At 70.2% G+C, this 23,648-nt stretch carries 14 protein-coding genes and 1 pseudogene; 5 read left to right on the forward strand and 10 right to left on the reverse strand.

Annotated elements, in window-relative coordinates; all coding sequences use genetic code 11:
* Nucleotides 1-32 precede the first annotated feature (32 nt).
* The gene (gene moaA, locus ACFQUV_RS16340) at nucleotides 33-1,073 is read left to right on the forward strand and encodes a GTP 3',8-cyclase MoaA (protein ID WP_129611730.1); all 1,041 of its coding nucleotides are present in this window, start codon (nucleotides 33-35) and stop codon (nucleotides 1,071-1,073) included.
* A 6-nt stretch (nucleotides 1,074-1,079) separates the two neighbouring features.
* On the opposite strand, the gene ACFQUV_RS16345 is transcribed toward moaA, so the two are convergent.
* From ACFQUV_RS16345 to ACFQUV_RS16365, 5 genes and pseudogenes are all read right to left on the reverse strand, one after another.
* Nucleotides 1,080-1,637, reverse strand: coding sequence for a hypothetical protein (locus tag ACFQUV_RS16345; protein ID WP_129611712.1), 558 nt, complete (start codon nucleotides 1,635-1,637; stop codon nucleotides 1,080-1,082).
* 276 nt (nucleotides 1,638-1,913) lie between these two features.
* Complete coding sequence (locus ACFQUV_RS16350; RefSeq protein ID WP_207211630.1) at nucleotides 1,914-2,816, reverse strand: methyl-accepting chemotaxis protein; 903 nt, start codon at nucleotides 2,814-2,816, stop codon at nucleotides 1,914-1,916.
* A gap of 67 nt (nucleotides 2,817-2,883) precedes the next feature.
* Nucleotides 2,884-3,642 (reverse strand): annotated as a pseudogene (locus tag ACFQUV_RS16355) (CHASE3 domain-containing protein); the annotation flags it as partial.
* A 281-nt stretch (nucleotides 3,643-3,923) separates the two neighbouring features.
* Entirely contained in the window at nucleotides 3,924-6,347 is a 2,424-nt protein-coding gene (locus tag ACFQUV_RS16360; RefSeq protein WP_129611713.1) for a YbcC family protein, read from the reverse strand.
* Nucleotides 6,348-6,370: 23 nt separating this feature from the next.
* Complete coding sequence (locus ACFQUV_RS16365; protein ID WP_207211631.1) at nucleotides 6,371-7,966, reverse strand: proton-conducting transporter membrane subunit; 1,596 nt, start codon at nucleotides 7,964-7,966, stop codon at nucleotides 6,371-6,373.
* Nucleotides 7,967-8,066: 100 nt separating this feature from the next.
* On the opposite strand from ACFQUV_RS16365, the gene ACFQUV_RS16370 reads away from it, so the two are divergent.
* Entirely contained in the window at nucleotides 8,067-8,957 is an 891-nt protein-coding gene (locus tag ACFQUV_RS16370) for a LysR family transcriptional regulator (RefSeq protein ID WP_129611714.1), read from the forward strand.
* A gap of 161 nt (nucleotides 8,958-9,118) precedes the next feature.
* Here the strand turns inward: ACFQUV_RS16370 and ACFQUV_RS16375 are convergent, their stop codons facing one another.
* On the reverse strand, nucleotides 9,119-9,610 hold the full coding sequence (locus ACFQUV_RS16375; RefSeq protein ID WP_129611715.1) for a pyridoxamine 5'-phosphate oxidase family protein: 492 nt from the start codon (nucleotides 9,608-9,610) through the stop codon (nucleotides 9,119-9,121).
* Between the two features lie 414 nt (nucleotides 9,611-10,024).
* On the opposite strand from ACFQUV_RS16375, the gene ACFQUV_RS16380 reads away from it, so the two are divergent.
* Together ACFQUV_RS16380 and ACFQUV_RS16385 are read left to right on the forward strand one after the other, a co-directional pair.
* A complete protein-coding gene (locus ACFQUV_RS16380; protein ID WP_244601776.1) occupies nucleotides 10,025-10,780 on the forward strand; it encodes a HAMP domain-containing protein in 756 nt (251 codons plus the stop codon).
* Nucleotides 10,781-11,809 (forward strand): methyl-accepting chemotaxis protein, encoded by a 1,029-nt coding sequence (locus ACFQUV_RS16385; RefSeq protein ID WP_244601777.1) that lies wholly within the window; start codon nucleotides 10,781-10,783, stop codon nucleotides 11,807-11,809.
* A 51-nt stretch (nucleotides 11,810-11,860) separates the two neighbouring features.
* Here ACFQUV_RS16385 and ACFQUV_RS16390 read toward each other — a convergent pair whose 3' ends face one another.
* The 3 genes from ACFQUV_RS16390 to uvrB form a co-directional block, all read right to left on the reverse strand.
* Nucleotides 11,861-13,783: a response regulator gene (locus ACFQUV_RS16390; RefSeq protein ID WP_129611716.1), complete on the reverse strand. Its 1,923-nt coding sequence runs from the start codon at nucleotides 13,781-13,783 to the stop codon at nucleotides 11,861-11,863.
* Between the two features lie 8 nt (nucleotides 13,784-13,791).
* The gene (locus ACFQUV_RS16395) at nucleotides 13,792-18,777 is read right to left on the reverse strand and encodes a response regulator (RefSeq protein WP_129611717.1); all 4,986 of its coding nucleotides are present in this window, start codon (nucleotides 18,775-18,777) and stop codon (nucleotides 13,792-13,794) included.
* A gap of 506 nt (nucleotides 18,778-19,283) precedes the next feature.
* A complete protein-coding gene (gene uvrB, locus ACFQUV_RS16400; RefSeq protein ID WP_378395267.1) occupies nucleotides 19,284-22,331 on the reverse strand; it encodes an excinuclease ABC subunit UvrB in 3,048 nt (1,015 codons plus the stop codon).
* Nucleotides 22,332-22,449: 118 nt separating this feature from the next.
* Between uvrB and ACFQUV_RS16405 the strand changes: the two genes are divergently transcribed.
* Nucleotides 22,450-22,848, forward strand: a complete 399-nt coding sequence (locus ACFQUV_RS16405; RefSeq protein ID WP_129611719.1) for a PPOX class F420-dependent oxidoreductase — start codon at nucleotides 22,450-22,452, stop codon at nucleotides 22,846-22,848.
* A gap of 38 nt (nucleotides 22,849-22,886) precedes the next feature.
* Here ACFQUV_RS16405 and ACFQUV_RS16410 read toward each other — a convergent pair whose 3' ends face one another.
* Entirely contained in the window at nucleotides 22,887-23,603 is a 717-nt protein-coding gene (locus ACFQUV_RS16410) for a transporter substrate-binding domain-containing protein (RefSeq protein WP_129611720.1), read from the reverse strand.
* Nucleotides 23,604-23,648 lie beyond the last annotated feature (45 nt).

Here is a 23,648-nt window from a genome sequence, read left to right on the forward strand (position 1 = left end):
GACGAGAGCCGGAGGGTCTCATGCACGGCACGATGGTTCCGATCGGCCTTCCGGCAGCACACACGAAACCGGCATCACCGACGCTGGTCGACCCGTTCGGTCGCGCCATCACGTATCTGCGCGTCTCGGTCACGGACCGCTGCGATCTGCGCTGCGTCTACTGCATGTCGGAGCACATGAGATTCCTGCCGAAGGCCGACATCCTGACGCTGGAGGAGCTGGACCGGCTGTGCGCCGCCTTCGTCGCGCGCGGCACCCGCAAGCTGCGCATCACCGGCGGCGAGCCGCTGGTCCGACGCGGCATCATGACGTTGTTCCGGGCGCTGTCACGCCATCTCGCGACGGGCGCGCTCGACGAGCTGACGCTCACCACCAACGGCTCGCAGTTGGACAAGCATGCGGCGGCGCTGATCGATTGCGGGGTGCGCCGCATCAACGTCTCGCTCGACACGCTCGATCCGAAGACGTTCCGGGACATCACCCGCTGGGGCGAACTCGACCAGGTGAAGGCCGGCATCGCGGCGGCGCAGCGGGTCGGCCTGCGGGTGAAGATCAATGCCGTCGCGCTGAAGGGTGTCAACGAGCACGAACTTGGCGACCTGATGGTGTGGGCGCACGGCGAAGGTATCGATCTCACCCTCATCGAGGTGATGCCGCTCGGCGACATCGGCGAGAACCGGCTCGATCAGTACCTGCCGCTGTCCACCGTGCGGGCGCGGCTGGCCGAGCGCTTCACTCTCATCGAGATCGACGACCGCACCGGCGGGCCGGCCCGCTATGTGAGGGTCGCCGAGACCGGCGGGCGGCTCGGCTTCATCACGCCGCTGACCCACACCTTCTGCGAATCGTGCAACCGGGTGCGCCTCACCTGCACGGGCATGCTGGTCATGTGCCTCGGCCAGGAGGATGCCGCGGATTTACGCGCCGTGCTGCGCGCCGCGCCGGACGAGGCGACGCTGCACGCGGCGCTCGACGCCGCCATCGCCCGCAAGCCGAAGGGCCACGACTTCGTCATCGATCGCCGCCGCAAGCGCCCGGCCCTCGCCCGCCACATGAGCGTGACCGGCGGCTGAGCATCGCTATTGCGGATGGGGGACGCGGAGCACGACGTCCAGCGGAGCCGTCGGTCGATCCTGGTCGGCCCAGGGGCGATAGCCTGCGGGCCGTCGGCACAAGGCGAGCGCGCCGACGAGAACGAACACGCCACCGAGCCCCACCTCGAGAGTCAGTATCCAGGCTTGCGTGTCCTCTCCGGCCCATTCCGAGAGAAGCGGGATCTTGAGGAACGCCTGCACCACCGCGGCCGCGGTGTTGAACCAGAGCGCGCACAGGGCTGCAACGACATAGGCCGGGCGCCAACCGCCTTTGAGCTTCGCCCCGTAGAGTGCGATCGCCGCCAAAGTCAGCAAGGCGACCGACGCCACGCCGATCACATGTCGAATGCCGACGGCATTCGCGGGATACAGGAACCCGGTGAGGCTGGTGAGGAGCGTGGTGGTCAGGAAGACGAAGGTCAGGCCGGCCACGCGGAGACCTGCCGCCATTCCAACCATCGCAGCGATCCCCGACAGAACCCCGATCAGGCTGATGATCACATGAAGGGACGTGAATGTATCAATCGGCAGGCCGGCGATCATGACTCGTCTCCCGGTCGGCTCGTGCGAGGCACTCGCGAGGCAACTACGGAGGCGTCGACTGGTCAATAGTGTGAAATACGGGGCGGATTAGACCTTTTGGTCGACCTTCTGCGCCGGATTGTTCTCCCCTTCGAGCCCGAGTCCGCTGTTGCGCTCGGCGCCGCCAAATCGGCGGCGCGTGCTCTGGTTGCATGACATCAAAGGGGGCATGCTTTTATACGGCCGTCGGACTCCGCTCGTCCCAGCGGGGTGCGATCTCGACGGACCGGACCCCGCCTATGCGGCCCGGATGGTGGACAGGAACGAGCCGATCTCGGTTCTCAGGCGCTGGCTCTCGGCGGCGAGCGACCCCGCCGACGACAGCACCTGGGCGGCGGCCGAGCCGGTCTCGCCGGCACCCCGGTTCACCTGCGAGATGTTGTCCGCCACCTGGGTGGTGCCCTGGGCGGCTTGCTGGACGTTGCGGGCGATCTCCTGGGTGGCGGCGCCCTGCTCCTCGATCGCCGCCGCGATGCTGCTCGAGATCTCCGAGATCTGCTTGATGGTGCCGCCGATCTCCTTGATGGCGCCGACGGCGATCTGGGTGGCGGTCTGCATCCCGGAGATCTGCCCGGCGATGTCGCCGGTCGCCTTGCCGGTCTGCGCCGCGAGCGCTTTGACTTCCTGGGCCACCACGGCGAAGCCCTTGCCGGCCTCGCCGGCGCGCGCCGCCTCGATGGTGGCGTTGAGAGCGAGCAGGTTGGTCTGCTCGGCGATCGCGGTGATCAGCTTGATCACGTCGCCGATCCGGTTGGCGGCCTGGGACAGCTCGCCGATCTGAGCGTCCGTCCTCTGCGCTTGCTTGACCGCTTCGCCGGCGATGCGGGAGGACTCCGCCACCTGCCGGCTGATCTCGCCGACCGACGAGGACATCTCGTTGGTGGCCGAGGCGACGGACTGTACGTTCGCCGAAGCCTGCTCCGAGGCGGCGGCAACCGCGGTGGATAGGGTCTGCGTCGTTTCCGCCGTCCGGGTGAGCGAGGTCGCGGCCCGCTCGAGGTCGCCGGACGCGCTGGAGACGGTCTGGACGATCCCGCCGACGGTGGAGTCGAAGCGATCGGCGAGCGTCAACATCTCCCGCCGGCGCGCGACCACCGCCTGTTCGTCGGCCTCGCGCTGCTGTTGCGCCAGGCGCGCCATGCGCCTCGGAGTTGCGCTCGAACGCGCGGGCGATATCGCCCACCTCGTCGCCGCGCTCGCCGCCGACGACGGTCGCCTGCTCGCCGTTCGCGACGGCCTGCATCACCCGGCTGATGTCGACCATCGGCCGAACCAGCGACAGGTTCAGAATCCACAACGCCGCAGCGATCAGCAGCAGCATCAGCACAGAGCCGGCGATCATCGTGGCGCGGGCCAGCCATCCGGCCGCGGCGGCGGCACCGCTGCGTTCGGCGAGCAGCCCCATCTCGACCCCGGCGATCTCCTTCGCCTTCGCACGGATGCCGTCCATGAAGGTCTTGCCGGCGCCGGACAGCTCGATCTGGCGGGCCTCGTCGAGCCGGGCCGGATTTTGCAGAATCGACTGGGCTCGATCGGAAACGGCCTGCTTCCATTTCTGAACCAGCCCGTCGAGTTCGTCGAACCGGCGCTGCTGGGCCGGGTTATCCGCCGTCAATCTCCGGACATCGGAGAGCGTCTTGTCATAGGTTGCCTCGCCGGCCCGCAGCGGTTCGAGAAAGCGCGGCTCGGCCGACAGCAGATAGCCCCGCACGCCGGTTTCGCGATCGACCATGGCGGCGACGAGCGCGTCGACGCGCATGAGAACCTTATAGGTATGCTCCGTCATCGCCGCAGCCGATTCGAGCTTGCCGGTGACGATCCACGTCACACCGCTGACCAGAACGCTCGCAAGAAACAGGAGAGCGAAGGCGGCGGACACCTTCCATAGCGTCTTGATGTCGCTGAAGCGCTTCAACATGGCGGGAGCCTGGTTGCGTGGGGAAAAAGGGCCGACAGCCGATGGCATATGTCCTCGGAAGTCACAGACGAGGCTCGGCGCAAGTCCTTAACGAAAGATGACGTAAACCCCATGGCGCCGCGAAACTCGGATCGGTCAAATTGCGTATTCGCCGCGGAGCAAGCGGTGAGATACCACTGTCGAAAAAAGGTATGTCGACAGTTCGAGGCCGCCAGCCGCGGCGGCGCCGTACGCCGTCGATGCGAGGCGGCTGCGCGGGCGCCACCGCGCCGGCCACTCCTCGGGGACGAGGGCGACGCCGCCCGCACGGAACGGCGCCGCCCTTCGCCTCATGCCACCGCCTTGCGGCTCGGTGGTGCCGCGGCTCCCGCGATCGGCTCCCATTGCAGGTCGCCGATGTAGCGGCGCGCCAGCCGCCCTTCCGCGTCCATCGCGAACAGATGGAGCCAGCGGTTGTCGAACAGCGCGCGGACGTCGTCGTGGCGGCCGAGAATCGCCGTCATCGCCTCGGCCGGTGCCTCGATGCAGACGGCGAGCCGCAGCGGCTCGTGGACGAAGTCCTCGCCGTCGTGCACCGACTGCATCGGCAGCCCGGCGCGCAGCAGCCCGCCGTTCCCCTCGAACACGCCGATGCCGCCCACCACGTTGTGCAGGAGCTTGTCGCCGGCCCCGAAGGTGGCGGGCGCCACCGTCGAGCCGTAGTACTGGAGCGCGATCCAGCTCGCCACCACCACGGGCGCCGTCATGATCAGCTCCAGCACCGGAAAACCCTTGGCGCTGTCCTGGCGCCACTCGTAATCGTGCAGGAAGGCGCGCCCGGCGAGGCCGCGCCCGACGGTGCGGGAGCGTGGCGCCGCGATGAAGGCCGCACAGCCCGCGAGGCCCCACTCGGCGCGCTGCTCGGCCCAGTCGCGGGCCCGCCCGGGCAGATCGGACTCCGATGCGGCGCCCGGCAGCTTCAGCGCCCGCTCGGCCCGGGCCGCCCGTCCGGCGGTGGCGAGCCAGCCGCGGACGCGGTCGAGATCGGCCGCATGGGTCGCGGCCGCCGCCTCGGTGTCGTAGAGCGTCACCGCGTCCGTGGTGGTGTCGTGCAGCGCCGCGACGAAGACGGTGTCGGGCGGAACCACGATGCCCCGCGTGGCGAGCCCCTCGCGGACGCCGGGGCTGCCGAGCAGCCCGGCGAGCAGCCGCGCGTTGACGTCGCCGGTGTAGCCGCCGCAGGCGCCGCAATGCAGCGCGCTCGCATGCGGGTTGTTGACCACCGTGGCGCCGTGCCCGACCAGCAGGACGACGCGGCCGAAGCCGCTCGTCAGCGACATCGCCCGCAGCACCGTCTCGGCGGCGTCGATCCGCGCTTGTCGATCGAGGTCGGGCGCGAACCGCGGCGCCGGCTCCGCGCCGCCCGGCGCGGCCGCGAGGCCGAGCGCATCGCGCCAGTTCTTCCACACATAGACCGGCCCCATCGCCTCGACGAACGCGAAGGACGAGACGGCGGCGAGCTTGAAGCGGCCGAAGGCCCGCGTGGCGCGTGCCTTGTAGCGGGCGGCGCGATCGGCCTCCGCCGTCGTGTCGTGGCCGGTGCGCGACTCGACGGTCGGGTTGAGCAGCACCGGTAACCGCAGCTCGTCGACGTCCGAGGCGAACCGCCGGTGCTTGGCGAAGACGCCGAAGAAGCCGGCGAAGCCGAGGGTGCGGATCGACGGGTCGACCTGCTCCAGCGTCCGTCGGAACACCTCCGAGCGCACATCGATGCAGAAGGCGGCTTGCAGCAGCGGGCGCCCGCCGCTCCCCAGCAGGGCCGGCTCCGCGAGAGTGTCGGCGAGGCGTCGCTGGGCGGCGCGCTCGACCGCCTCCTGGAGGATGGCGTCGACGATCTGCGCCTCGTCGGGCTCGACCGGCGCGGCATGCGCGGCCCGTGCCTGCGGCCAGGCCGTGGCGATCTCGGCGGCGAAGCGGTGGTGCAGGGCCTCCTCCCAGGTCAGCCGGATGGCGAGGAGATCCGTCAGGGTCGCGTCGGAGCGCCCTTGGAGTTCGGCCTGCCACAGCCGGTAGCGGGCGTATTGCGACCAGCCGCCGAGCGACAGCAGGAGCTGGTGGAAGTAGGTGTCGAGCGCCGCCGCCGGCAGGCCGAGCCGGCCGGCCGCCCGGGCGATCGCCGCGCCGGCGTCGTCGGGCGCCGTCGCCACCCGGGTGGCGAAGCCGGTGAGGCCGTGGATCTCCGGCGTCAGATCGTGGGTCGCGAAGGCCCGCCAGGACGACCACGCGGGTTCGTCCCGCCGGCCGCCCCACAGAGCTTGGCCCTGATCGAAATACGAGCCGGCCCACACGCCGAGCCGATCGGCGAGAAGCCCGGCCCAGTCGAAGCCGGTCGCCTGGCCGGCCAGGTCCGCCACGGTGGGCAGCGCCTGCGGGGCGGCGGCGGGGCGGGCCGCCGCGGCCTTCAGGGCGGCGACGTCGGCGGGCTTGCGCCCGTGCGGGCTCGCCGCCAGTGCGCCGGCGAGATCGCGGTCGGTAATGGCGCCGGAGGCGATGCGGTCGCGGTACCAGGCCCGCGGCTGCGTCACCGGGACGCCGCCGACCCGGGCCAGCCGGGCGCCGGCCGTGGCGAGCGTCTCGGTGCTCTGCCCGAGGAACGGGTTGACGGCGACGGTCGCGGCGAGCGGCCACAGCGGCGGGATGTGGCGGGCGGCGCGCGCCGCGGCATCGTTCAGCACGGCGGGCTCCAGAGCGGCGGGGGCGAGGCTGGGAACCATGGGGATGTCTCCGATCGTCGGGGTCATGGCGCGGTCCGGGTCGTCCAGGTGCCGAGCAGGCGGTCGAGCAGGGCGTTGGCGTAGAAGCCGTTGGTGACGTGGACCCGCAGGCCGGCGGCGGCGGGGTGGAAGGCCCAGTTGGGCAGCATCGACTGGGCGACCGCGACGGTGCCGAAGGCGATCACCAGGAGACCGATCAGCACCCAGCCGAACGGTCCGGGCGCCGGGGCCACGGGCAGCACCCCGGCGGTCCACCACTCGGCCCCGGCTTGCAGGGCGAAGTAGCCGATCGAGGTACCGATTGCGGCCGTCGTGGTCCGCAGTGTCAGGGCGCGCGGCGCCCTGTCGGCGAGCCCCTGGGCGATCAGGTAGACGACGCCGAAGACCAGGATGGCGCCGAGCGCGATGGCCTGCGGGGGCTTGGCGTGGAACCCGAACGCGGCGCCGAGCGCCACGTAGAGCACCAGCGCCAGCGCGAAGGCGCGGGTGACGGCACGCCCGTTCGGGATCGCCACCGGCCCGGGCCGCGGGATGGCCGCGACGGCCTCGACCGCCGTGCCGGAGGCCAGGAAGGCGTGCGCCTTGTAGAGCGAGTGGGCGACGATGTGCAGCAGCGCCAGCGGAAACAGCGCCAGCCCGCACTGGAGGATCATGAAGCCCATCTGGGCGATCGTCGACCAGGCGAGCGAGTTCTTCACGGCCGGCTGGGTGAGCATGACGATGCCGCCGAACAGCGCCGTGACGGCGCCGACCACGCCGACCACGGCGAGGACCACCGGGGCGAGCAGCATGACGTCGGCGAACCGGATCAGGAGAAAGCCGCCCGCGTTGATGACACCGGCATGCAGCAGGGCCGACACCGGCGTCGGCGTCTCCATCACCTCGGTGAGCCAGCCATGGGTGGGGAACTGCGCCGACTTGAGGATGGCGGCGAGCGCGATGCCGGCGGCCGCCGCGATCGTGACGGGCGAGGCCGTGCCGGCGCGCGCCGCCTCGCCGATCGCCGCGATGTCGAGGGTGCCGTAGCCGAGGCCGAGCAGCACCGCCGCGAGCGCGAGCGCGACGCTGCCGATGCGCACCATCACGAGCTTCTTTCGTGCCGCCCGGATGGCGCCGGGGCGGGTGGGATAGAACAGCAGCAGCCGGTGCAGGCACAGGCTCGTGGCCACCCAGGCGGCGACGAGCTGGACCAGGTTGCCGGCGACGACGAGCAGCAGCACCGCCGCGAGCGTGGCGGCCGTCCAGCCGACGAAGGCGCCCTGGCGGGCGTCGCCGTCCAGCGCCGTCACGGCGTAGCGCACCACCACCCAGCCGATGAAGGCGACCAGCAGCATCATGGTGGCGCTGACGGCATCGAGCCGCACCGCGAGCCCGGCGCCGCCCGCCCCGAGGAGCGGGCTGCTGCCCGGTCCGGCGACGGCGAGCAGCGCCATGGCGGCACCCGCCACCGCCAGGGTGAACAGGGCAGCGGTCTCGGCGGCGATCAGCAGCCACCGCGGACGGCGCCCGGGGGCGGCGAGCGCCGCCAGGGCGACGACGAGCAGGGACAGGGGGCCGAGCAGGGGCGCGACGTAGGGCGATATCGATATCAACGAGGGCGACACAAGGTAGGCCGACATGAGGTCCTCCGCAGGAGCGAGCATCCTGCGATGCCGTACCGCGACCTTATGGCGTATAAAAATAGATTGTTATGTACGAAACGTTCTGTTTAAACGAATCATGGCCGAGCTGAACTACCATCACCTCCGCTACTTCCGGATGGTCGCCCATGACGGCAACCTGACCCGCGCGGCGGCGCGGCTGAACGTCTCGCAGTCGGCGCTGTCGTCGCAGATCCGGGAACTGGAGCGGCGCCTCGGGCAGCCGCTGTTCGAGCGGCGCGGGCGGGCGTTGCATCTCACCGAGGCCGGCCGCATCGCGCTCGATCATGCCGACGCCATCTTCACGGCCGGGCAGGAGCTGGTGGCGACGTTGCAGCAGCGCGGACGACAGCGCCGGCCCTTGCGCATCGGGGCGCTGGCCACCCTGTCGCGGAACTTCCAGCTCGAGTTCCTGCGGCCGGTGCTGGGCCGGGTCGATGTCGAGGTGGTGTTGCGGTCGGGCAGCGCGGCCGAGCTGCTCTCCGCCCTGGTGGCGCTTCAGCTCGATCTGGTGCTGACCAACGAGGCGCCCGCCGCCGATGCGCTGACGCCGTTCCTGGTACGGCGGCTCGACGAGCAGCCGGTGAGCCTGGTCGGCGCGCCGGCGCTGTGCCCCGCGCGGCTGCCGCTCCGTCGCTGCCTCGCCGAGCTGCCGCTGGTGCTGCCCACCAAGGCCAACGGCCTGCGCACCAAGTTCGACGGCTTCGTGGATCAGCTCGGGATCTCGCCCCAGATCGCCGCCGAGGTGGACGACATGGCGATGATGCGGCTGATCGCCCGCGAGGGCGTCGGGCTCGCGGTGCTGCCGCCGATCGTGGTGCGCGACGAGCTGGACAGCGGCGCGCTGGTGGAGCTGGAAAGCCTTCCGGGTCTGACGGAAGGCTTCTACGGCGTCACGGTGGCGCGCCGCTTTCCCAATCCGCTGCTTCAGGAGCTGTTGCGCAATCCGGCGTCGGCGGGGGTGGCGTGAGCGGCGGCCGCTACGCCGACTTGCTACGGCGCATGAGCGAGGGCCGAACCGAGCCATCGCGTCCATCTCGGAGGCTCATGCGACGCCACTCTCTATTCAATGTAGGTGAGGTTGACCGATGTCCCGCTCGAACCCCGAGACGGGACATCGGTGCAGCTCCCTTATAGGGCAACCTTCTTGTTGTCGCCGAGCGCCGGGCGGGTATTGGTCATCGCCGCCGCCGCCATCTTGATGTAGCTCACCACCGTGCCGGGCGAGTCCCAGTATTCGGCATCGTTCGGCGTCACGGTGAGGACGCGGATGTTGGGATCGTCGGCGCTGTCCCACCATGCTTTGGCAGGGGTCGTGAACAGCTCCCGGATCTTGTCACGGTCCGCCGAGATGGTCGCGCGGCCGGTGAGCGACACATAGGTCTGCCCGCGCGAATCCGCAAAGGCCAAGCACACGTGCGGATCGCGGGCGATCTCGTCGTCCTTGTGGCGGCGGGCGTCGGTGAGAAAGTACACGGCGTTCTCCTCGCGCCGAACATAGGCCCCCATCGGCCGAGCCCGGATCAGTGCGCCGTCGCGCGTCGCCAGCATGCAGATGCCGACCTTCTTCATCAGGTCCCACACGCGCTCGGAGTCGTCGGTGTCTTTCTCGGTGTCTTTCATGGTGGCCTCGCATGTCACGGACGCGCGGGCTGTCGTGATGCGGCCGGCGCGTCGTCGTGCCGTCAACCCGCGGGTCATGGGGCGGTTCCGCTCCGGGATCGTCGGCGTCGTCGTGCTCCATCGCGGCGGGTCGGGCCGCCCTGGTCCGGACGGATAGTATGATTGTCCGGTTCCGTGGTATTTCGATAAATTAGCACCTTTGGGCGTAAGTAATGTTCCGCTTCGGCTAAAAAGGGCCGATCTTAAGTTCCCTTTAAGGCTTCCGGGCAACCAATGGGATCTGTGAAGGGGCGGGTTGCTTATGCAGGGTTGAATATCGCGGGCTAACCTTGGTGCGGGTGGCGTAGGCCGATCCGGCCTGCCCTTTCGCCGCCCGCTCGCTGATCACGGAAACAGGTTCGACGGGGCTAGTCCATGACACTGTCCAACATGCGCATCCTCACCAAGGTCCTGGCCTGCATCGGCCTGCTCGGCGCGATGGTGGCCGGCGCCATCTGGTACGTCTCCGTCCAGATGATGTCCATCGACGATGCTTATTCTCGGCTCATCGCCAACACGGCGGAGGGCATCCAGTCGGCGTCTCGCGCCAACCTGCTGGTGGTCAACTTCGGCCGTCTGACCTGGCGAATGGAAGGCGAGACCGACATCGCCACGGCGAAAAAGCTGATCGACGAGACGAACGACACGGTACGGGAGTTTCGTGATGTGATGGAGCATGCCAAGAAGCTGCTTCCGAAATTCGCGGCGCGGCTCGATCAGCTGCGCGGCCGGGTCGATGCCATGGCGCGCGATTATCCGGCTCTCCAGAACGCGGTACTGGCCAGCGATCGAGCCGCCGCGACCGCCGCCGCCATGGTGGTGACCCGTCAGCTCGACCCGATCCGCGCCGACTTCCGCGCCTTGGTGGCGGACGCCGACAAGGCCATGAACGAGGAATCCGACGCCGCGACCGCGGACACCTACGGCACCGTCAAGATGACGGCGATCGCACTTGCGCTGTCGCTCGCGGTGGTGATCGCCATCATCGTCGTGGTGGTCCAGACCACCGTCGTCGCGCCCATCACGCGGATCATTGCCACCATGGAGCGCCTCGCCGGCGGCGACTACGACGCCGAGCTCATCGGCACCGCGCGCAAGGACGAGGTGGGCATGATTGCCCGCACGGTCTAGGTGTTCAAGCGCAATGGCCAGGAGATGGCGAAGATGCGCTCCGAGCAGGCGGCTGCCGACGAACGCGCGGCCGCCGAGCGCCAGTCCGCCATCCACAAGATCGCCGACGACTTCGAGTCGGCCGTGGGCGAGATCATCGGTGTGGTGTCCACCGCCTCGAACGAGCTGGAGACCGCGGCGACGACCCTGACCAAGACGGCCCAGACGACGCGCGATCTCTCCACCACGGTGGCGGCGGCCTCCGAGGAGGCGTCCGCCAACGTGCAGTCGGTTGCCTCCGGCGGCCAGGAAATGGCTGCTTCGGTGACCGAGATCAGCCGCCAGGTGGCCGAGTCGACCCGCATCGCCGGCGACGCGGTGCGCCAGGCGGAGAAGACCGACGCCCGCATCGGCGAGCTGTCGCAGGCCGCCGGCCGCATCGGCGACGTGGTCAAGCTGATCACGGCGATCGCCGAGCAGACCAACCTGCTGGCCCTCAACGCCACCATCGAGGCGGCTCGTGCCGGCGAGGCCGGCAAGGGCTTTGCGGTGGTGGCCCAGGAGGTCAAGGCGCTCGCCGCCCAGACCGGCAAGGCCACCGGCGAGATCGGCGCCCAGATCGCCGGCATGCAGCAGGCGACCCAGGACTCGGTCGTCGCCATCAAGGAGATCGGCAGCACCATCGGCCGCATCTCCGAGATCGCCTCGGCGATCGCGGCGGCGGTGGAGGAGCAGGGCGCCGCCACCCACGAGGTGGCGCGCAACATCCAGCAGGCGTCGCAGGGCACCGCCGAGGTGGCGCGCAACATCGTCGAGGTCAGCCGCGGCGCCAACGCGACCGAGACGGCGTCCGAGCAGGTCCGCTCGTCCGCCGCGATGCTGGCCAAGGAGGGCGGCAAGCTGAAGGAGGAGGTGCGGGCCTTCCTGCTCAGCGTGCGCACCGGGCCGCTCAATCGCCGCCATCACGACGATCCGAACTACAAGGGGCCGGAGCGGCGCGCCGATCGCCAGGCGGCCCGTCAGGTGACCGCGTTGCGGAAAGCCGGCTGAACGGCGCCATCGCGCAGCCCCCGGCGGTCCGCCCGCCGGGGGCTGCCGCGTTCAGGCGGTGCCGAGCCGGGCCGCCCGGCGCCGGGAGGTTCGCTGCGGCGGCTCCGAGGGGGGCGCCGCCATGCCGGGTGTCGCCGCCGCGAGGTGGTCGCGGAGCATGTCGGCGAGCGTTTCTCGGGCCACCGGCTTCTGCATCACCGGCACGTCCGCGAAGGCGCGGTCGACGCTCTCGCTGTCATAGCCGGTGGCGAACAGGATCGGCACGCCCTTCCGCTTCAATGTCGCGGCGACCGGGTAGACGGTCTCCTGCCCGAGATTGAGATCCAGGATGGCGCAGTCGAACTCGCCGGCCGCCACCGCGGAGCTCGCCTCGGCCACCGATCGCACCGGCCCCACCACGGCGACGCCCAGATCGATCAGCAGGTCGTGCATCATCATGCCGATCAGCGCCTCGTCCTCGACCAGCAGGACCCGCAGCGCGGCCGGTGCGCCGGCCGGCTCGGGTGTGTGGCTGTCGGCGGTCTCTGGAGCGGTCTCTTCGCCGACCGGCTGGTCCGGCCGCTCACCGATGGGGATGACCAGCGAGCAGACCAGGCCGCTCTCCCGCCAATCGAGGGTGACGCGGCCGTTGATCTGCTGATTGACGCTCGATTCGAGGATGCGGGTGCCGAAGCCGCGCGACTGCGGCGGGCGCACCGGCGGTCCGCCGGTCTCGGTCCAGCGCAGCACCATGAGGTCGTCGGCGACCTGCCAGTCGACCGCGAGCGACCCGGTCTCGGCCGACAGTGCCCCGTACTTGACCGAGTTGGTCGCCAGCTCGTGCAGCGCCAAAGCGAGCACCTGGGCGCGGTCCGGCGGCAGATAGACGGTCGGTCCCTCGGTGGTGAGGTGCCGTGCGCCGTGGCGGTAGGGCTCCAGCTCCTCGTCGACGAGGCGGCGCACGTCGGCGCCTTTCCATCGCGATTCCGACAGCAGCGTGTGGGCCTGGGCGAGCGCGCGAATGCGGCCCTCCACCGAGGCCACGTAGCTGTGCGGGCTGGTCGCCGCGGTGAGCCGCACGATCGCCTGGACGATGGCGAGCGCATTGCGGGCGCGATGATCGACCTCGCGGGCGAGGAGGAGCTGGCGCTCCTCGGCCTGCTTGCGATCGGTGATGTCGAGGGTGACGCCGCTCACCCGCACGGCCTCGCCGGCATCGTCGCAGGTGACCGCGGCGGCGCACACGCACCATCGCTCCTCGCCGTCGGGACGCACGATGCGCACCTCGGCCTGGAAGGTCTGGCACTCGCCGCCCGCCTCGATCAGCGCGTGCAGGCGCCGGAGATCGTCGGGATGGATCATCGGGCGGATGCGGTCGAAGGTCGGCACGAAGGTCTCGGGCTCGACGCCGAAGATGCGGTACTGGCCGGGGTCCCACACGCACTCGCCGGTGCGCACGTCCCAGTCCCACGAGCCCATCTGGCCCGCCTCCAGCGCGACCGAGCGGCGGCGCTCGCTCTCCATCAGGCGGGCCGTCGAGGCGGCGAGCGCGGCGGTGCGTTCCGCCACCCGCTGCTCCAGGTCGCGGGCCAGCGTCTCCAGCTGGCGGGTCTTGCGGAACAGCTCGACGAAGATCCGCACCTTGGCGCGCAGCACCTCCGGCACCACCGGCACGTAGTCGACCGCCCCCATCTCGTAGCCGCGCACCCGGTCGGCATCGGTGAGATGCACGGCCGAGATGAAGATGATGGCGGTGCGCTCGAAGCGCGGATGCTCGCGGATCATGCGGGCGAGCTCGAAGCCGTCCAGATCCGGCATGCAGACATCGACCAGCACGACCGCGATCTCGTGGCGGAGCAGATGGCCGAGCGCTTCGCCGGCCGAGCTCGCGGTGATCAGCCGCTCGCCGAGATCACGCAGGATGACCTCATAGCTCAGGAGCTTGGCGGGCTGGTCGTCGACCAGCAGGATGTTGACGGGCTCGGTGCTCTCCATGGCGACCTTCAGCGGTGCAGCCACATGCGCAGGGCGGACAGGAGCTGCTCGGTGTTGACGGGCTTGGCCAGGTAGTCGGAGGCGCCGGCCTCCAGGCATTTCTCGCGGTCGCCCTTCATGGCCTTGGCGGTGAGCGCGACGATCGGCAGCCGGCCGAAACGCGGGTCGCGGCGAATGCGCTCCATGGTCTGGTAGCCGTCCATCTCGGGCATCATGATGTCCATCAGCACGATGGCGAGATCGGGCGTGGTCTCGATGGTCTCGATCGCCTCGCGGCCCGTGGTGGCGGCCAGCACCCGCATCCCGCGCCGCTCCAGCACGCTCGACAGCGCGAAGATGTTGCGGGCGTCGTCGTCGACCAGCAGCACGGTGCGGCCGACGAGATGCTCGTCGGAGCCGTGCAGGCGCTCCAGCATGCGCTGCTTGTCGGGCGACAGCCGGGCGATCTCGCGATGGAGCATCATGGCGGTCTCGTCGAGCAGGCGCTCGGGCGACTCGACGCCCTTGACCACGATGCCGCGGGCGAGCCCGCGTAGCCTGGTATCCTCCTCGGCGGTCAGCGCCCGCCCGGTGAACACCACCACCGGCAGCTCGGCGAGGGCGGGATTGCTCGACATCGCCTCCAGCACCGCGAAGCCCGACATGTCGGGGAGCCGCAGGTCGAGCACGACGCCGTCGAACGGCTCCCGCCCCATCAGCCCGAGCGCGTCGCGCCCACTCTCCGCCTCGGTGATCTCGATATCGTCGTCGCCGAGCAGGGCCGCCACGGCGGTGCGCTCGGCCGCGTCGTCGTCGACGATCAGCAGCCGCTTGCGCCGCGAGGCCGCATAGGCTTCGAGCCGGGCCAGCGCCGCCGCGATGCCCTCGGTGGTGGTCGGCTTGCGGATGAACGCGAAGGCGCCGCGGGCGAGCCCGTGCTGGCGATCGTCGTCGACGGTGACCACCTGGACCGGGATATGGCGGGTCAGCGGGTCCTGCTTGAGGCGGACCAGCACGCTCCAGCCGAGCATGTCGGGGAGGTGCACGTCGAGCGACACGGCGGTGGGGTGATGGCGGCGCGCCAGCTCCAGCACCTCGGCGCCGCGGCTGGCGACCAGCACCTTGAAGCCGCGGGCACGGGCCAGATCGGCGATCACCCGCGCATAGGCGACGTCGTCCTCGACGATCAGGAGCACGGTGTCGCCGGGCGCCAGCGTCTCGCGATCGTCCGCGATGGTCTCGATCGGGTGGGGGGGCTCGCCGGCGGTTTGCGGCACAGCGCCGGCGGCCGCGAGTGGCGAAGCCAGCGCCGGCTGTGGCCGCCGCGACGGCAGCGCCGGCAGCGGCAGCGCCGTCGCCGGGCCGCTGTAGCGCGCCGGCAGGTAGAGCACGAAGGTGCTGCCGACGCCCGGCGTGCTGTGGAGCTGGATCTCGCCGCCGAGCAGCGATGCGAGCTCGCGGCTGATGGCCAGCCCGAGGCCGGTGCCGCCGAAGCGGCGGCTGGTCGAGGCGTCGGCCTGCTGGAACGCCTCGAACACGATCTTCTGCTTGTCGGCCGGAATGCCGATGCCGGTGTCCGCCACCTCGAAGGCGACCACGGCCGGCGCCCGGCTGAGCACCGGGTGGCTCGGTGTCCAGCCGGCGGTGGCACGCACCGCGGAGAGGCGCACCGAGCCGCGCTCGGTGAACTTGAAGGCGTTGGAAAGGAGGTTCTTCAGCACCTGCTGGAGGCGTTTCGGATCGGTGACGATGCTGCGGCCGACATCGGCGCCCGCCGCGACCGAGAAAGCGAGCTGCCGCGTCTCCGCCTCGTGGCGGAACGGGCGCGCGACGGCATCGAGCAGGTCGCCGAACAGCAGCTCCTCGGCCTCCACCGTGACGGTGCCGGACTCGATCTTGGAGAGGTCGAGAATGTCGCTGATGAGATTGAGGAGGTCGGTACCGGCGCCGTGGATGGTGCGGGCGAACTCCACCTGGCGGGGCGACAGGTTGCCGTCGGGGTTCTCGGCGAGCTGCTGACCGAGGATGAGGATCGAGTTCAGCGGCGTGCGCAGCTCGTGCGACATGTTGGCCAGGAACTCGGACTTGTACTTCGACGTGAGGGCGAGCTCGGCCGCCTTCTCCTCCAGGGCACGGCGGGCGTGCTCGATCTCCTGGTTCTTGCGTTCCACCTCGACGTTGCGCTCGGCGAGCTGCTGGGCCTTCTGCTCGAGCTGCTCGTTGGTCTGCTGAAGCTCGCGCTGCTGCGCTTGCAGCTCGGCGGCGAGCTGCTGCGACTGCTCCAGCAGGCCCTCGGTCTGCATGGTCGCCTCGATCGAGTTGAGGACGATGCCGATCGAGGCGGTGAGCTGCTCCAGGAAGGCGATCTGGAGCGGCTTGAAGGTGGCGAGCGAGGCGAGCTCGATCACCGCCTTCACCTCGTTCTCGAACAGCACCGGCAGCACCACGATGTTGCGGGGCGTCGCGCGGAACAGGGCGGAGGCGATCGGCGGCGCGTCCGGCGGCACGTCGGCGACGAGCAGCCGCCGCTTGTCGCGGGCGCATTGGCCGGCCAGGCCCTCGCCCGGCGCGAGCTGGGTCGGATGGCCATTGCCGATGCCGTCCGCATAGGCCGACAGCAGGCGCAGGCGCGGCGTCTGCTCCTCGCTCTCCATCTGATAGATGACGCCGCGCTGGGCCTCGACCAGCGGCGTCAGCTCGTCGAGCAGCAGCCGGCCGACGGTGGCGAGATCGCGCTGGCCCTGGAGCATATTGGTGAAGCGGGCGAGGTTGGTCTTCAGCCAGTCCTGCTCGGTGTTGCGCTCGGTGGTGAGGCGCAGGTTGTCGATCATCGTGTTGATGTTGTCCTTGAGCTGCGCCACCTCGCCGCGCGCCTCCACCTGGATCGAGCGGGTGAGGTCGCCCTTGGTCACCGCGGTCGCCACCTCGGCGATGGCGCGCACCTGGTTGGTCAGGTTGGCGGCCAGCAGGTTGACGTTGCCTGTGAGGTCCTTCCAGGTGCCGGCGGCGCCGGGCACCACCGCCTGGCCGCCGAGTCGCCCTTCGACGCCCACCTCGTGGGCGACGCGCGTCACCTCCGAGGCGAACGAGCGGAGCTGCTCCACCATGGTGTTCAGCGTCTCCTTGAGCAGCAGGATCTCGCCGCGCACGTCCACGGTGATCTTCTTGGAAAGGTCGCCGCCCGCGATGGCGGTCGCCACCTCGGCGATGTTGCGGACCTGCGCGGTGAGGTTCGACGCCATGAAGTTGACGCTGTCGGTGAGGTCCTTCCAAGTGCCCGCCACGCCCGGCACTTGTGCCTGACCGCCGAGCTTGCCTTCGGTGCCCACCTCGCGGGCGACGCGCGTCACCTCCGAGGCGAAGCCGTTGAGCTGGTCCACCATGGTGTTGATGGTGTCCTTCAGCTCCAGGATCTCGCCCTGCACGTCCACGGTGATCTTGCGCGAGAGATCGCCGCGCGCCACCGCGGTGGTCACCTCGGCGATATTGCGCACCTGGGTGGTGAGATTGGCGGCGAGCAGGTTGACGTTGTCGGTGAGATCCTTCCAGGTGCCGGCGACCCCCGGCACGTTGGCCTGGCCGCCGAGCCGCCCCTCGGTGCCCACCTCGCGGGCGACGCGCGTCACCTCCGACGCGAAGGCGCGGAGCTGGTCGACCATCGTGTTGAGGGTCTCCTTCAGCTCCAGGATCTCGCCGCGCACATCGACGGTGATCTTGCGCGACAGGTCGCCGCTGGCGATGGCGGTCGCCACCTCGGCGATGTTGCGCACCTGGGCGGTGAGATTGCCGGCCATCGAGTTGACGCTGTCGGTGAGGTCCTTCCAGGTGCCGGCGACGCCGCGCACCTCGGCCTGGCCGCCGAGCTTGCCGTCGGTGCCCACCTCGCGGGCGACGCGCGTCACCTCCGAGGCGAAGCCGTTGAGCTGGTCCACCATGGTGTTGATGGTGTCCTTCAGCTCCAGGATCTCGCCGCGCACGTCGACGGTGATCTTGCGCGAGAGATCGCCGCGCGCCACCGCGGTGGTCACCTCGGCGATGTTGCGCACCTGGTCGGTGAGATTGCCGCACATGGCGTTCACCGAATCGGTGAGGTCCTTCCAGGTGCCGGCGACGCCGGGCACCAGCGCCTGGCCGCCGAGCTTGCCGTCGGTGCCGACCTCGCGGGCGACGCGCGTCACCTCCGAGGCGAACGAGCGGAGCTGATCGACCATCGTGTTGATGGCCTCCTTCAGCAGAAGGATCTCGCCGCGCACGTCGACGGTGATCTTCTTCGACAAGTCGCCGTTGGCGACCGCGATGGTCACCTCGGCGATGTTGCGGACCTGCGCCGTGAGATTGGACGCCATGGAGTTGACGTTGTCGGTGAGGTCCTTCCACACCCCACCGACCTCGGTCACCTGGGCCTGGCCGCCGAGCTTGCCCTCGGTTCCCACCTCGCGGGCGACGCGCGTCACCTCCGAGGTGAACACCCCGAGCTGCTTGATCATGGTGTTGACGATGGTGGCCGATTCCAGGAACGCGCCCTTCAGCGGGCGGCCGTCGACCTCGAGCCGCACCGTCTGCCGAAGGTCGCCCTGCGCCACCGCGGCCACCGCGCGCGTCACCTCCTTGGTGGGCCACAGGAGATCGTCGATCAGCTCGTTGACCGAGGTCTCCATGTCGGCCCAGGCGCCGACCGCGGCACCGAAGCGCACCCGGTCGCGCGTCTTGCCCTCGCGCCCCACCGCCTGGCCGACCCGCTCCAGCTCCTTCGCCATGCGCTCGTTGGTGGCGGCGATATCGTTGAACACATCGGCGATCTTGCCGGCGAGGCCGGCCTGGTCACCCGGCATGCGGATCGAGAAGTCGCCGACCCGCATGGCCTGGAGGGCATGGAGCAGGGCCTTCAGCCCCGCCTCGTCGCTACCGGCGCTGCCGTTCGCCGGCGTCGGCGCCGCCTGCTCGGCGAGCGCGGCCGCCACCACGGGGGCCTCGACTGCGGCCTTGCCGCTGCGGCTCTCGCGCCTGGCCGTCATGCTGGAGTCCTCGGATGAAAGGGGCAGGAGACGGTGCAGGCCGACACGGAGTGCCGGTCTGCACGCCAGAGTACCGATTTCGCGAACGACATCGGGGTCGATTGGTTCCGTGGAAAAGAGCTAACCGCCGCGTCAGCGGCGGGTTCCATCCTTGAGCGGCCGCTTATGTCCGGTCGGCCGGGCCTCCGCGGCCCCGTGCGCCCGGAGGTTCTCGGCCATGGACCACGATCCACCGCCCGGTTCGCGGTATGAAGATGACGACAGATGTCGTCGGGCCCAGCCGGATCAGTGACGCGAGATAGAGGACGACGCGCACCGATGCCGACATGACCCATGGCGCCATGTTCGGATCGTTCACGGCGGCATTATGGAATCGGCTCGGTTCTCCAGACACTCCGGCGCCGCGCCGGGCCGCTCTGTCGGGAAATCCGTTACCGGACGCCGAGCAGACCGCAGACGGAGGTTCTATCGTGCCGCCGTCTGCATCGGATTGCGGCGACGCGATGTCATCGCCGCCGCTTCGGCTTGAAGCCGCCGCGCTGGCCCGGACGCCCCATGGTGGAGCGCGGACCGGACGAGCGATCGCCGTCGGCGGGCTCGCGGTCGCGTGTCGGCGCGTCGTGGCCGAACGGGATCGCCTCGACGCCGGGTCCCATCTCGTCCAGCGTCGGCTTGCGTGGGCGTTTGGTCTCGCGGGATTTGGCGTCGGGACGGTGGACGCCGCGCTCGTGCCACAGCGCGATCCCCATCTCGTCGAGATCGGGCTTGTGCGGACGGGTGCGGCCCGCCGCGCCCTTGCCGCCGCGCGCCTTGCCGAGATCGACGGTTCTGGCGGTCGGATCGTCGGCGACGGCCAGCATGGTGGCGCGCAGCCGTTTCACCTCGTCGCGCAGCCGCGCCGCTTCCTCGAAGTTCAGGTCGGCGGCGGCCTCGCGCATCCGCGTCTCCAGATCCGCCACGACGGCTTCCAGATTGTGGCCGATGCTGGCAGCGTCCTCGAATCCACCTGCCGCCGAAAGGCCGCCCGTGCCGCGCCCGGTGGAGACCAGCACATGGTCGCGCTCGTACGGTGAATCGAGAATGTCGGCGATGCCCTTCTTGACGCTCTCCGGCGTGATGCCGTGCTCGGCATTATACGCCTGCTGCTTCTCGCGGCGGCGGTTGGTCTCGGCGATGGCGCGCTCCATCGAGCCGGTGACGTGATCGGCATAGAGCAGCACCTTGCCGTCGACATTGCGGGCGGCGCGGCCGATGGTCTGGATCAGTGACGTCTCGCTGCGCAGGAAGCCTTCCTTGTCGGCGTCGAGGATCGCCACCAGGGCGCATTCCGGAATGTCGAGCCCTTCGCGCAGCAGATTGATGCCGACGAGGACGTCGAAGGCGCCGAGCCGCAGATCGCGGATGATCTCGATGCGCTCGATGGTGTCGATGTCGGAGTGCATGTAACGCACCCGCAAGCCCTGCTCGTGCAGATACTCGGTGAGGTCCTCGGCCATCCGCTTGGTCAGCACGGTCACCAACGCGCGGTAGCCCTGCGCCGCCACCTGGCGCACTTCGCCGACCAGATCGTCGACCTGGGTGCGGGCGGGGCGCATCTCGACGGGCGGGTCGATCAGGCCGGTCGGGCGGATCACCTGCTCGGCGAAGACGCCACCGGCCTCGCCGATCTCCCAGCCGCCCGGCGTTGCCGACACTGCGACGGTCTGCGGCCGCATGGCGTCCCATTCCTCGAAACGCAGCGGCCGGTTGTCCATGCAGGAGGGTAGCCGGAAGCCGTACTCGGCGAGCGTCGCCTTGCGACGGAAGTCGCCGCGATACATGCCACCGATCTGCGGCACGGTGACGTGGCTCTCGTCGATGAAGACGAGGGCGTTGTCGGGCACGTACTCGAACAGCGTCGGCGGCGGCTCGCCGGGGCGGCGGCCGGTGAGATAGCGCGAGTAGTTCTCGATGCCGGCGCAGCTTCCGGTGGCCTCCATCATCTCCAGGTCGAACAGCGTGCGCTGCTCCAGCCGCTGCGCCTCCAGCAGCCGCCCGGCGTCGTTGAGCTGGTCGAGCCGCCACCGCAGCTCGCGCCGGATGCCGTCGATCGCTTGCAGCAGCGTCGGGCGTGGCGTCACATAGTGCGAGTTGGCGTAGATTTTCACGAACGACAGCTCGTCGGTCTTGTGGCCGGTGAGCGGGTCGAACTCCTCGATGCTCTCCACCTCGTCGCCGAACAGCGTGATGCGCCAGGCGCGATCCTCGTAGTGGGCCGGGAACACGTCGACGGTGTCGCCGCGCACCCGGAAGGTGCCGCGGGAGAAGTCCGGCGTGCGCTTGTAATGCAGGGCGACGAGATCGGCGATCAGCCGGCGCTGATCGATGCGGTCGCCGCGCTTGAGAGAGAACGTCATCGCCGAATAGGTCTCGACCGAGCCGATACCGTAGATGCACGAGACCGAGGCGACGATAACGACGTCGTCGCGCTCCAGCAGCGCGCGTGTCGCCGAGTGGCGCATCCGGTCGATCTGGTCGTTGATCGACGATTCCTTCTCGATGTAAGTGTCGGTACGCGGAACGTAGGCTTCCGGCTGGTAATAGTCGTAATAGCTGACGAAGTACTCGACCGCGTTGTCCGGGAAGAAGCTCTTGAACTCGCCGTAGAGCTGGGCCGCCAGCGTCTTGTTGGGGGCCAGGATGATGGCGGGCCGCTGCGTCGCCTCGATCACCTTGGCCATGGTGAAGGTCTTGCCCGAGCCGGTGACGCCGAGCAGCACCTGGGTGCGGTCGTGACGGCCGATGCCCTCGACCAGGTCGGCGATCGCCTGTGGCTGGTCGCCCTTGGGCTGGAAATCCGACTTCACCACCAGGTGGACGCCGCCCTCGCTCTTCTCCGGCCGCGGCGGCCGGTGCGGGGTCCACGCCTGGTCGGCGAGCTCCGGTCGCCCCTCGCGCAGCAGCCGCTCCAGCGACTGCGCCGTCGCCGTGGTGCCGAGCTCGGACAGGGTGGGACGCGCCGGCCGGCGGCGGGTCGGCCGGTCGTCGGTGTCGGCTGTCGTCGGGTTGCCGGGCCCGCGCGGGCCGCCGGGCGGCTCCGCGTCGTCGCCGATCAGGCCGAGCGCGCGGGCGAGCTCGGGCGAGGCGTCGCGCAGCTCCTCGGCGTCCAGATAACCGGCCTGCGGGGCCTCGGCGAAGCCGCGCCGTCCGGGCTCCTCGGTCGGTTGCAGCGGTGTCGGCCGGCGCTCGTCCTTCTGGTCCTCGCCGGCCTGCGGGGGAGCGAGACGGGGGCGGGCGCCCGTCGATTGCCGCGCCGTATGGGCGGCGGAGAAATCGGCGCGCCGGTCGCGCGAGTTTCCGGCCGGCGGCGTGAGGCGCGATTCGAGGCCGGTCTGCGAGCCGATTCCGGCCTCGCCGCGGGCGATGCCGGGATTGAGGAGCGATTCGAGCGCCGGCGCGATCGGCGGCAGCGCCTCGCGCGACGCCTTGGCCCGGGTGGGCCGGGCCGGGTCCTTGCTCGGCGGGGCATGACGGGACGGACGCGACGGGTCCGGTGATTTCGGCGGCTTCGGCATCGGCGCAATATGGGCCGGCGACCGTGGCAGGGAAAGGGCCGGGCTGCCGCGTCGGCAGAGACGTCCTATATTACTCCCGGGGTGGTGCTCGCCCCGTGCGCCAATCAGGGGATGCCCGATGATCACGCCTCCCGACGCCTATCTGGATCTGCTGACCGGCAAGAAGGCTTTCGCCAGCATCGCCACCGTGATGGCGGACGGCTCGCCGCAGGTGACGCCGGTGTGGTTCGACTTCACCGACGGCGTCGTCCGCGTCAACACCGCCAAGGGCCGGGTGAAGGCCCGGACGCTGACGCCGGGCGCCCGCGTCGCCCTCGCCATCATCGATCCCGACAACCCCTATCGCTATCTCCAGATCCGCGGCCGCGTTCGCCACGTCACCGAGGACGGTGCCGACGCCCACATCGATGCGCTGGCCAAGAAGTATCTCGGCGTCGATAGCTATCCGTATCGGCAGCCGGGGGAGCAGCGCCTGTCGGTGGAGATCGAGCCCACCTCGGCGTCCGGGATGAGCTGAGTCGTATCGGCACCGCTCGCCGCCTGCCGGCGGTCACGTCACGGCGCCACCAGTGATGCCGACTGGCCGCTGGCGGCCAGCTCGCGGGCGACCAGCCCGCTGCGCTTCATCTCGTCGACCAGGCCGGTCAGGAAGGCGAGGGCGGCGGTGCGGCCCTTCGGCATGGCCACCGCCTGCTCGATGCCGACGAAGCGCCCCTCCATCACGCGCAGGCCCGGATGGGACGCCGCGAAGGCGACCAGCTCCTGGCGCACGCCGGCGACCGCCTCCAGCCCGTCGCGCAGGAACGCGGCACGCGCCTCCGGGCCGCTCGGCAGATGCACCAGGGTGGCGTGCGTCAGGGTGCGGGAGAGGTAGAGGTCGTAGGCGCTGCCGCGGGCGCCCGCGATGCGCACGCCCGGCTGATCGACATCGTCGATGGTCCGCAGGGGCGAGTCCTCCCGCACCACGCAGGAGGCTTCGATCAGCACATAGGGCGGCGTGAAGTCGAGATCGGCGGCGCGCACCGGGTCGATCGCCATGAAGGCGACGTCCCATTCGTCGCGGGCCAGTGCGGCGAACACTTGTCCGGCCGCCGGATAGGTGGCGAAGGCGACCGGCACGCCGAGCCGGGCGGCGATCTCGCGGGCGAGCGCCGCCTGCACGCCGCGCGGCTCGCCGGTGGTGGGGTCCGGCTGGGCCAGCACCGAATTGCCGAAGTTGATGGCGGCGCGCAGGCGCCCCCGCGGGGCGAGCTGCTTCGAGACGTCCTGCATGCGGGGCTCCTGGGCTGTGTCGCGCCGCGCCGGCCGACCCGTCAG

It is taken from the genome of Rhodoplanes sp. P11 (assembly GCF_964266735.1).
Taxonomy (GTDB): domain Bacteria; phylum Pseudomonadota; class Alphaproteobacteria; order Rhizobiales; family Xanthobacteraceae; genus Rhodoplanes; species Rhodoplanes serenus.

Bases quoted from the DNA above. Each gene is read 5' to 3' on its own strand.
- moaA (WP_129611730.1), top strand. From the start codon at position 33: ATGGTTCCGATCGGCCTTCCGGCAGCACACACGAAACCGGCATCACCG.
- ACFQUV_RS16345 (WP_129611712.1), bottom strand. From the start codon at position 1,637: ATGATCGCCGGCCTGCCGATTGATACATTCACGTCCCTTCATGTGATC.
- ACFQUV_RS16350 (WP_207211630.1), bottom strand. From the start codon at position 2,816: ATGGCGCGCCTGGCGCAACAGCAGCGCGAGGCCGACGAACAGGCGGTG.
- ACFQUV_RS16360 (WP_129611713.1), bottom strand. From the start codon at position 6,347: ATGGTTCCCAGCCTCGCCCCCGCCGCTCTGGAGCCCGCCGTGCTGAAC.
- ACFQUV_RS16365 (WP_207211631.1), bottom strand. From the start codon at position 7,966: ATGTCGGCCTACCTTGTGTCGCCCTCGTTGATATCGATATCGCCCTAC.
- ACFQUV_RS16370 (WP_129611714.1), top strand. From the start codon at position 8,067: ATGGCCGAGCTGAACTACCATCACCTCCGCTACTTCCGGATGGTCGCC.
- ACFQUV_RS16375 (WP_129611715.1), bottom strand. From the start codon at position 9,610: ATGAAAGACACCGAGAAAGACACCGACGACTCCGAGCGCGTGTGGGAC.
- ACFQUV_RS16380 (WP_244601776.1), top strand. From the start codon at position 10,025: ATGACACTGTCCAACATGCGCATCCTCACCAAGGTCCTGGCCTGCATC.
- ACFQUV_RS16390 (WP_129611716.1), bottom strand. From the start codon at position 13,783: ATGGAGAGCACCGAGCCCGTCAACATCCTGCTGGTCGACGACCAGCCC.
- ACFQUV_RS16395 (WP_129611717.1), bottom strand. From the start codon at position 18,777: ATGACGGCCAGGCGCGAGAGCCGCAGCGGCAAGGCCGCAGTCGAGGCC.
- uvrB (WP_378395267.1), bottom strand. From the start codon at position 22,331: ATGCCGAAGCCGCCGAAATCACCGGACCCGTCGCGTCCGTCCCGTCAT.
- ACFQUV_RS16405 (WP_129611719.1), top strand. From the start codon at position 22,450: ATGATCACGCCTCCCGACGCCTATCTGGATCTGCTGACCGGCAAGAAG.
- ACFQUV_RS16410 (WP_129611720.1), bottom strand. From the start codon at position 23,603: ATGCAGGACGTCTCGAAGCAGCTCGCCCCGCGGGGGCGCCTGCGCGCC.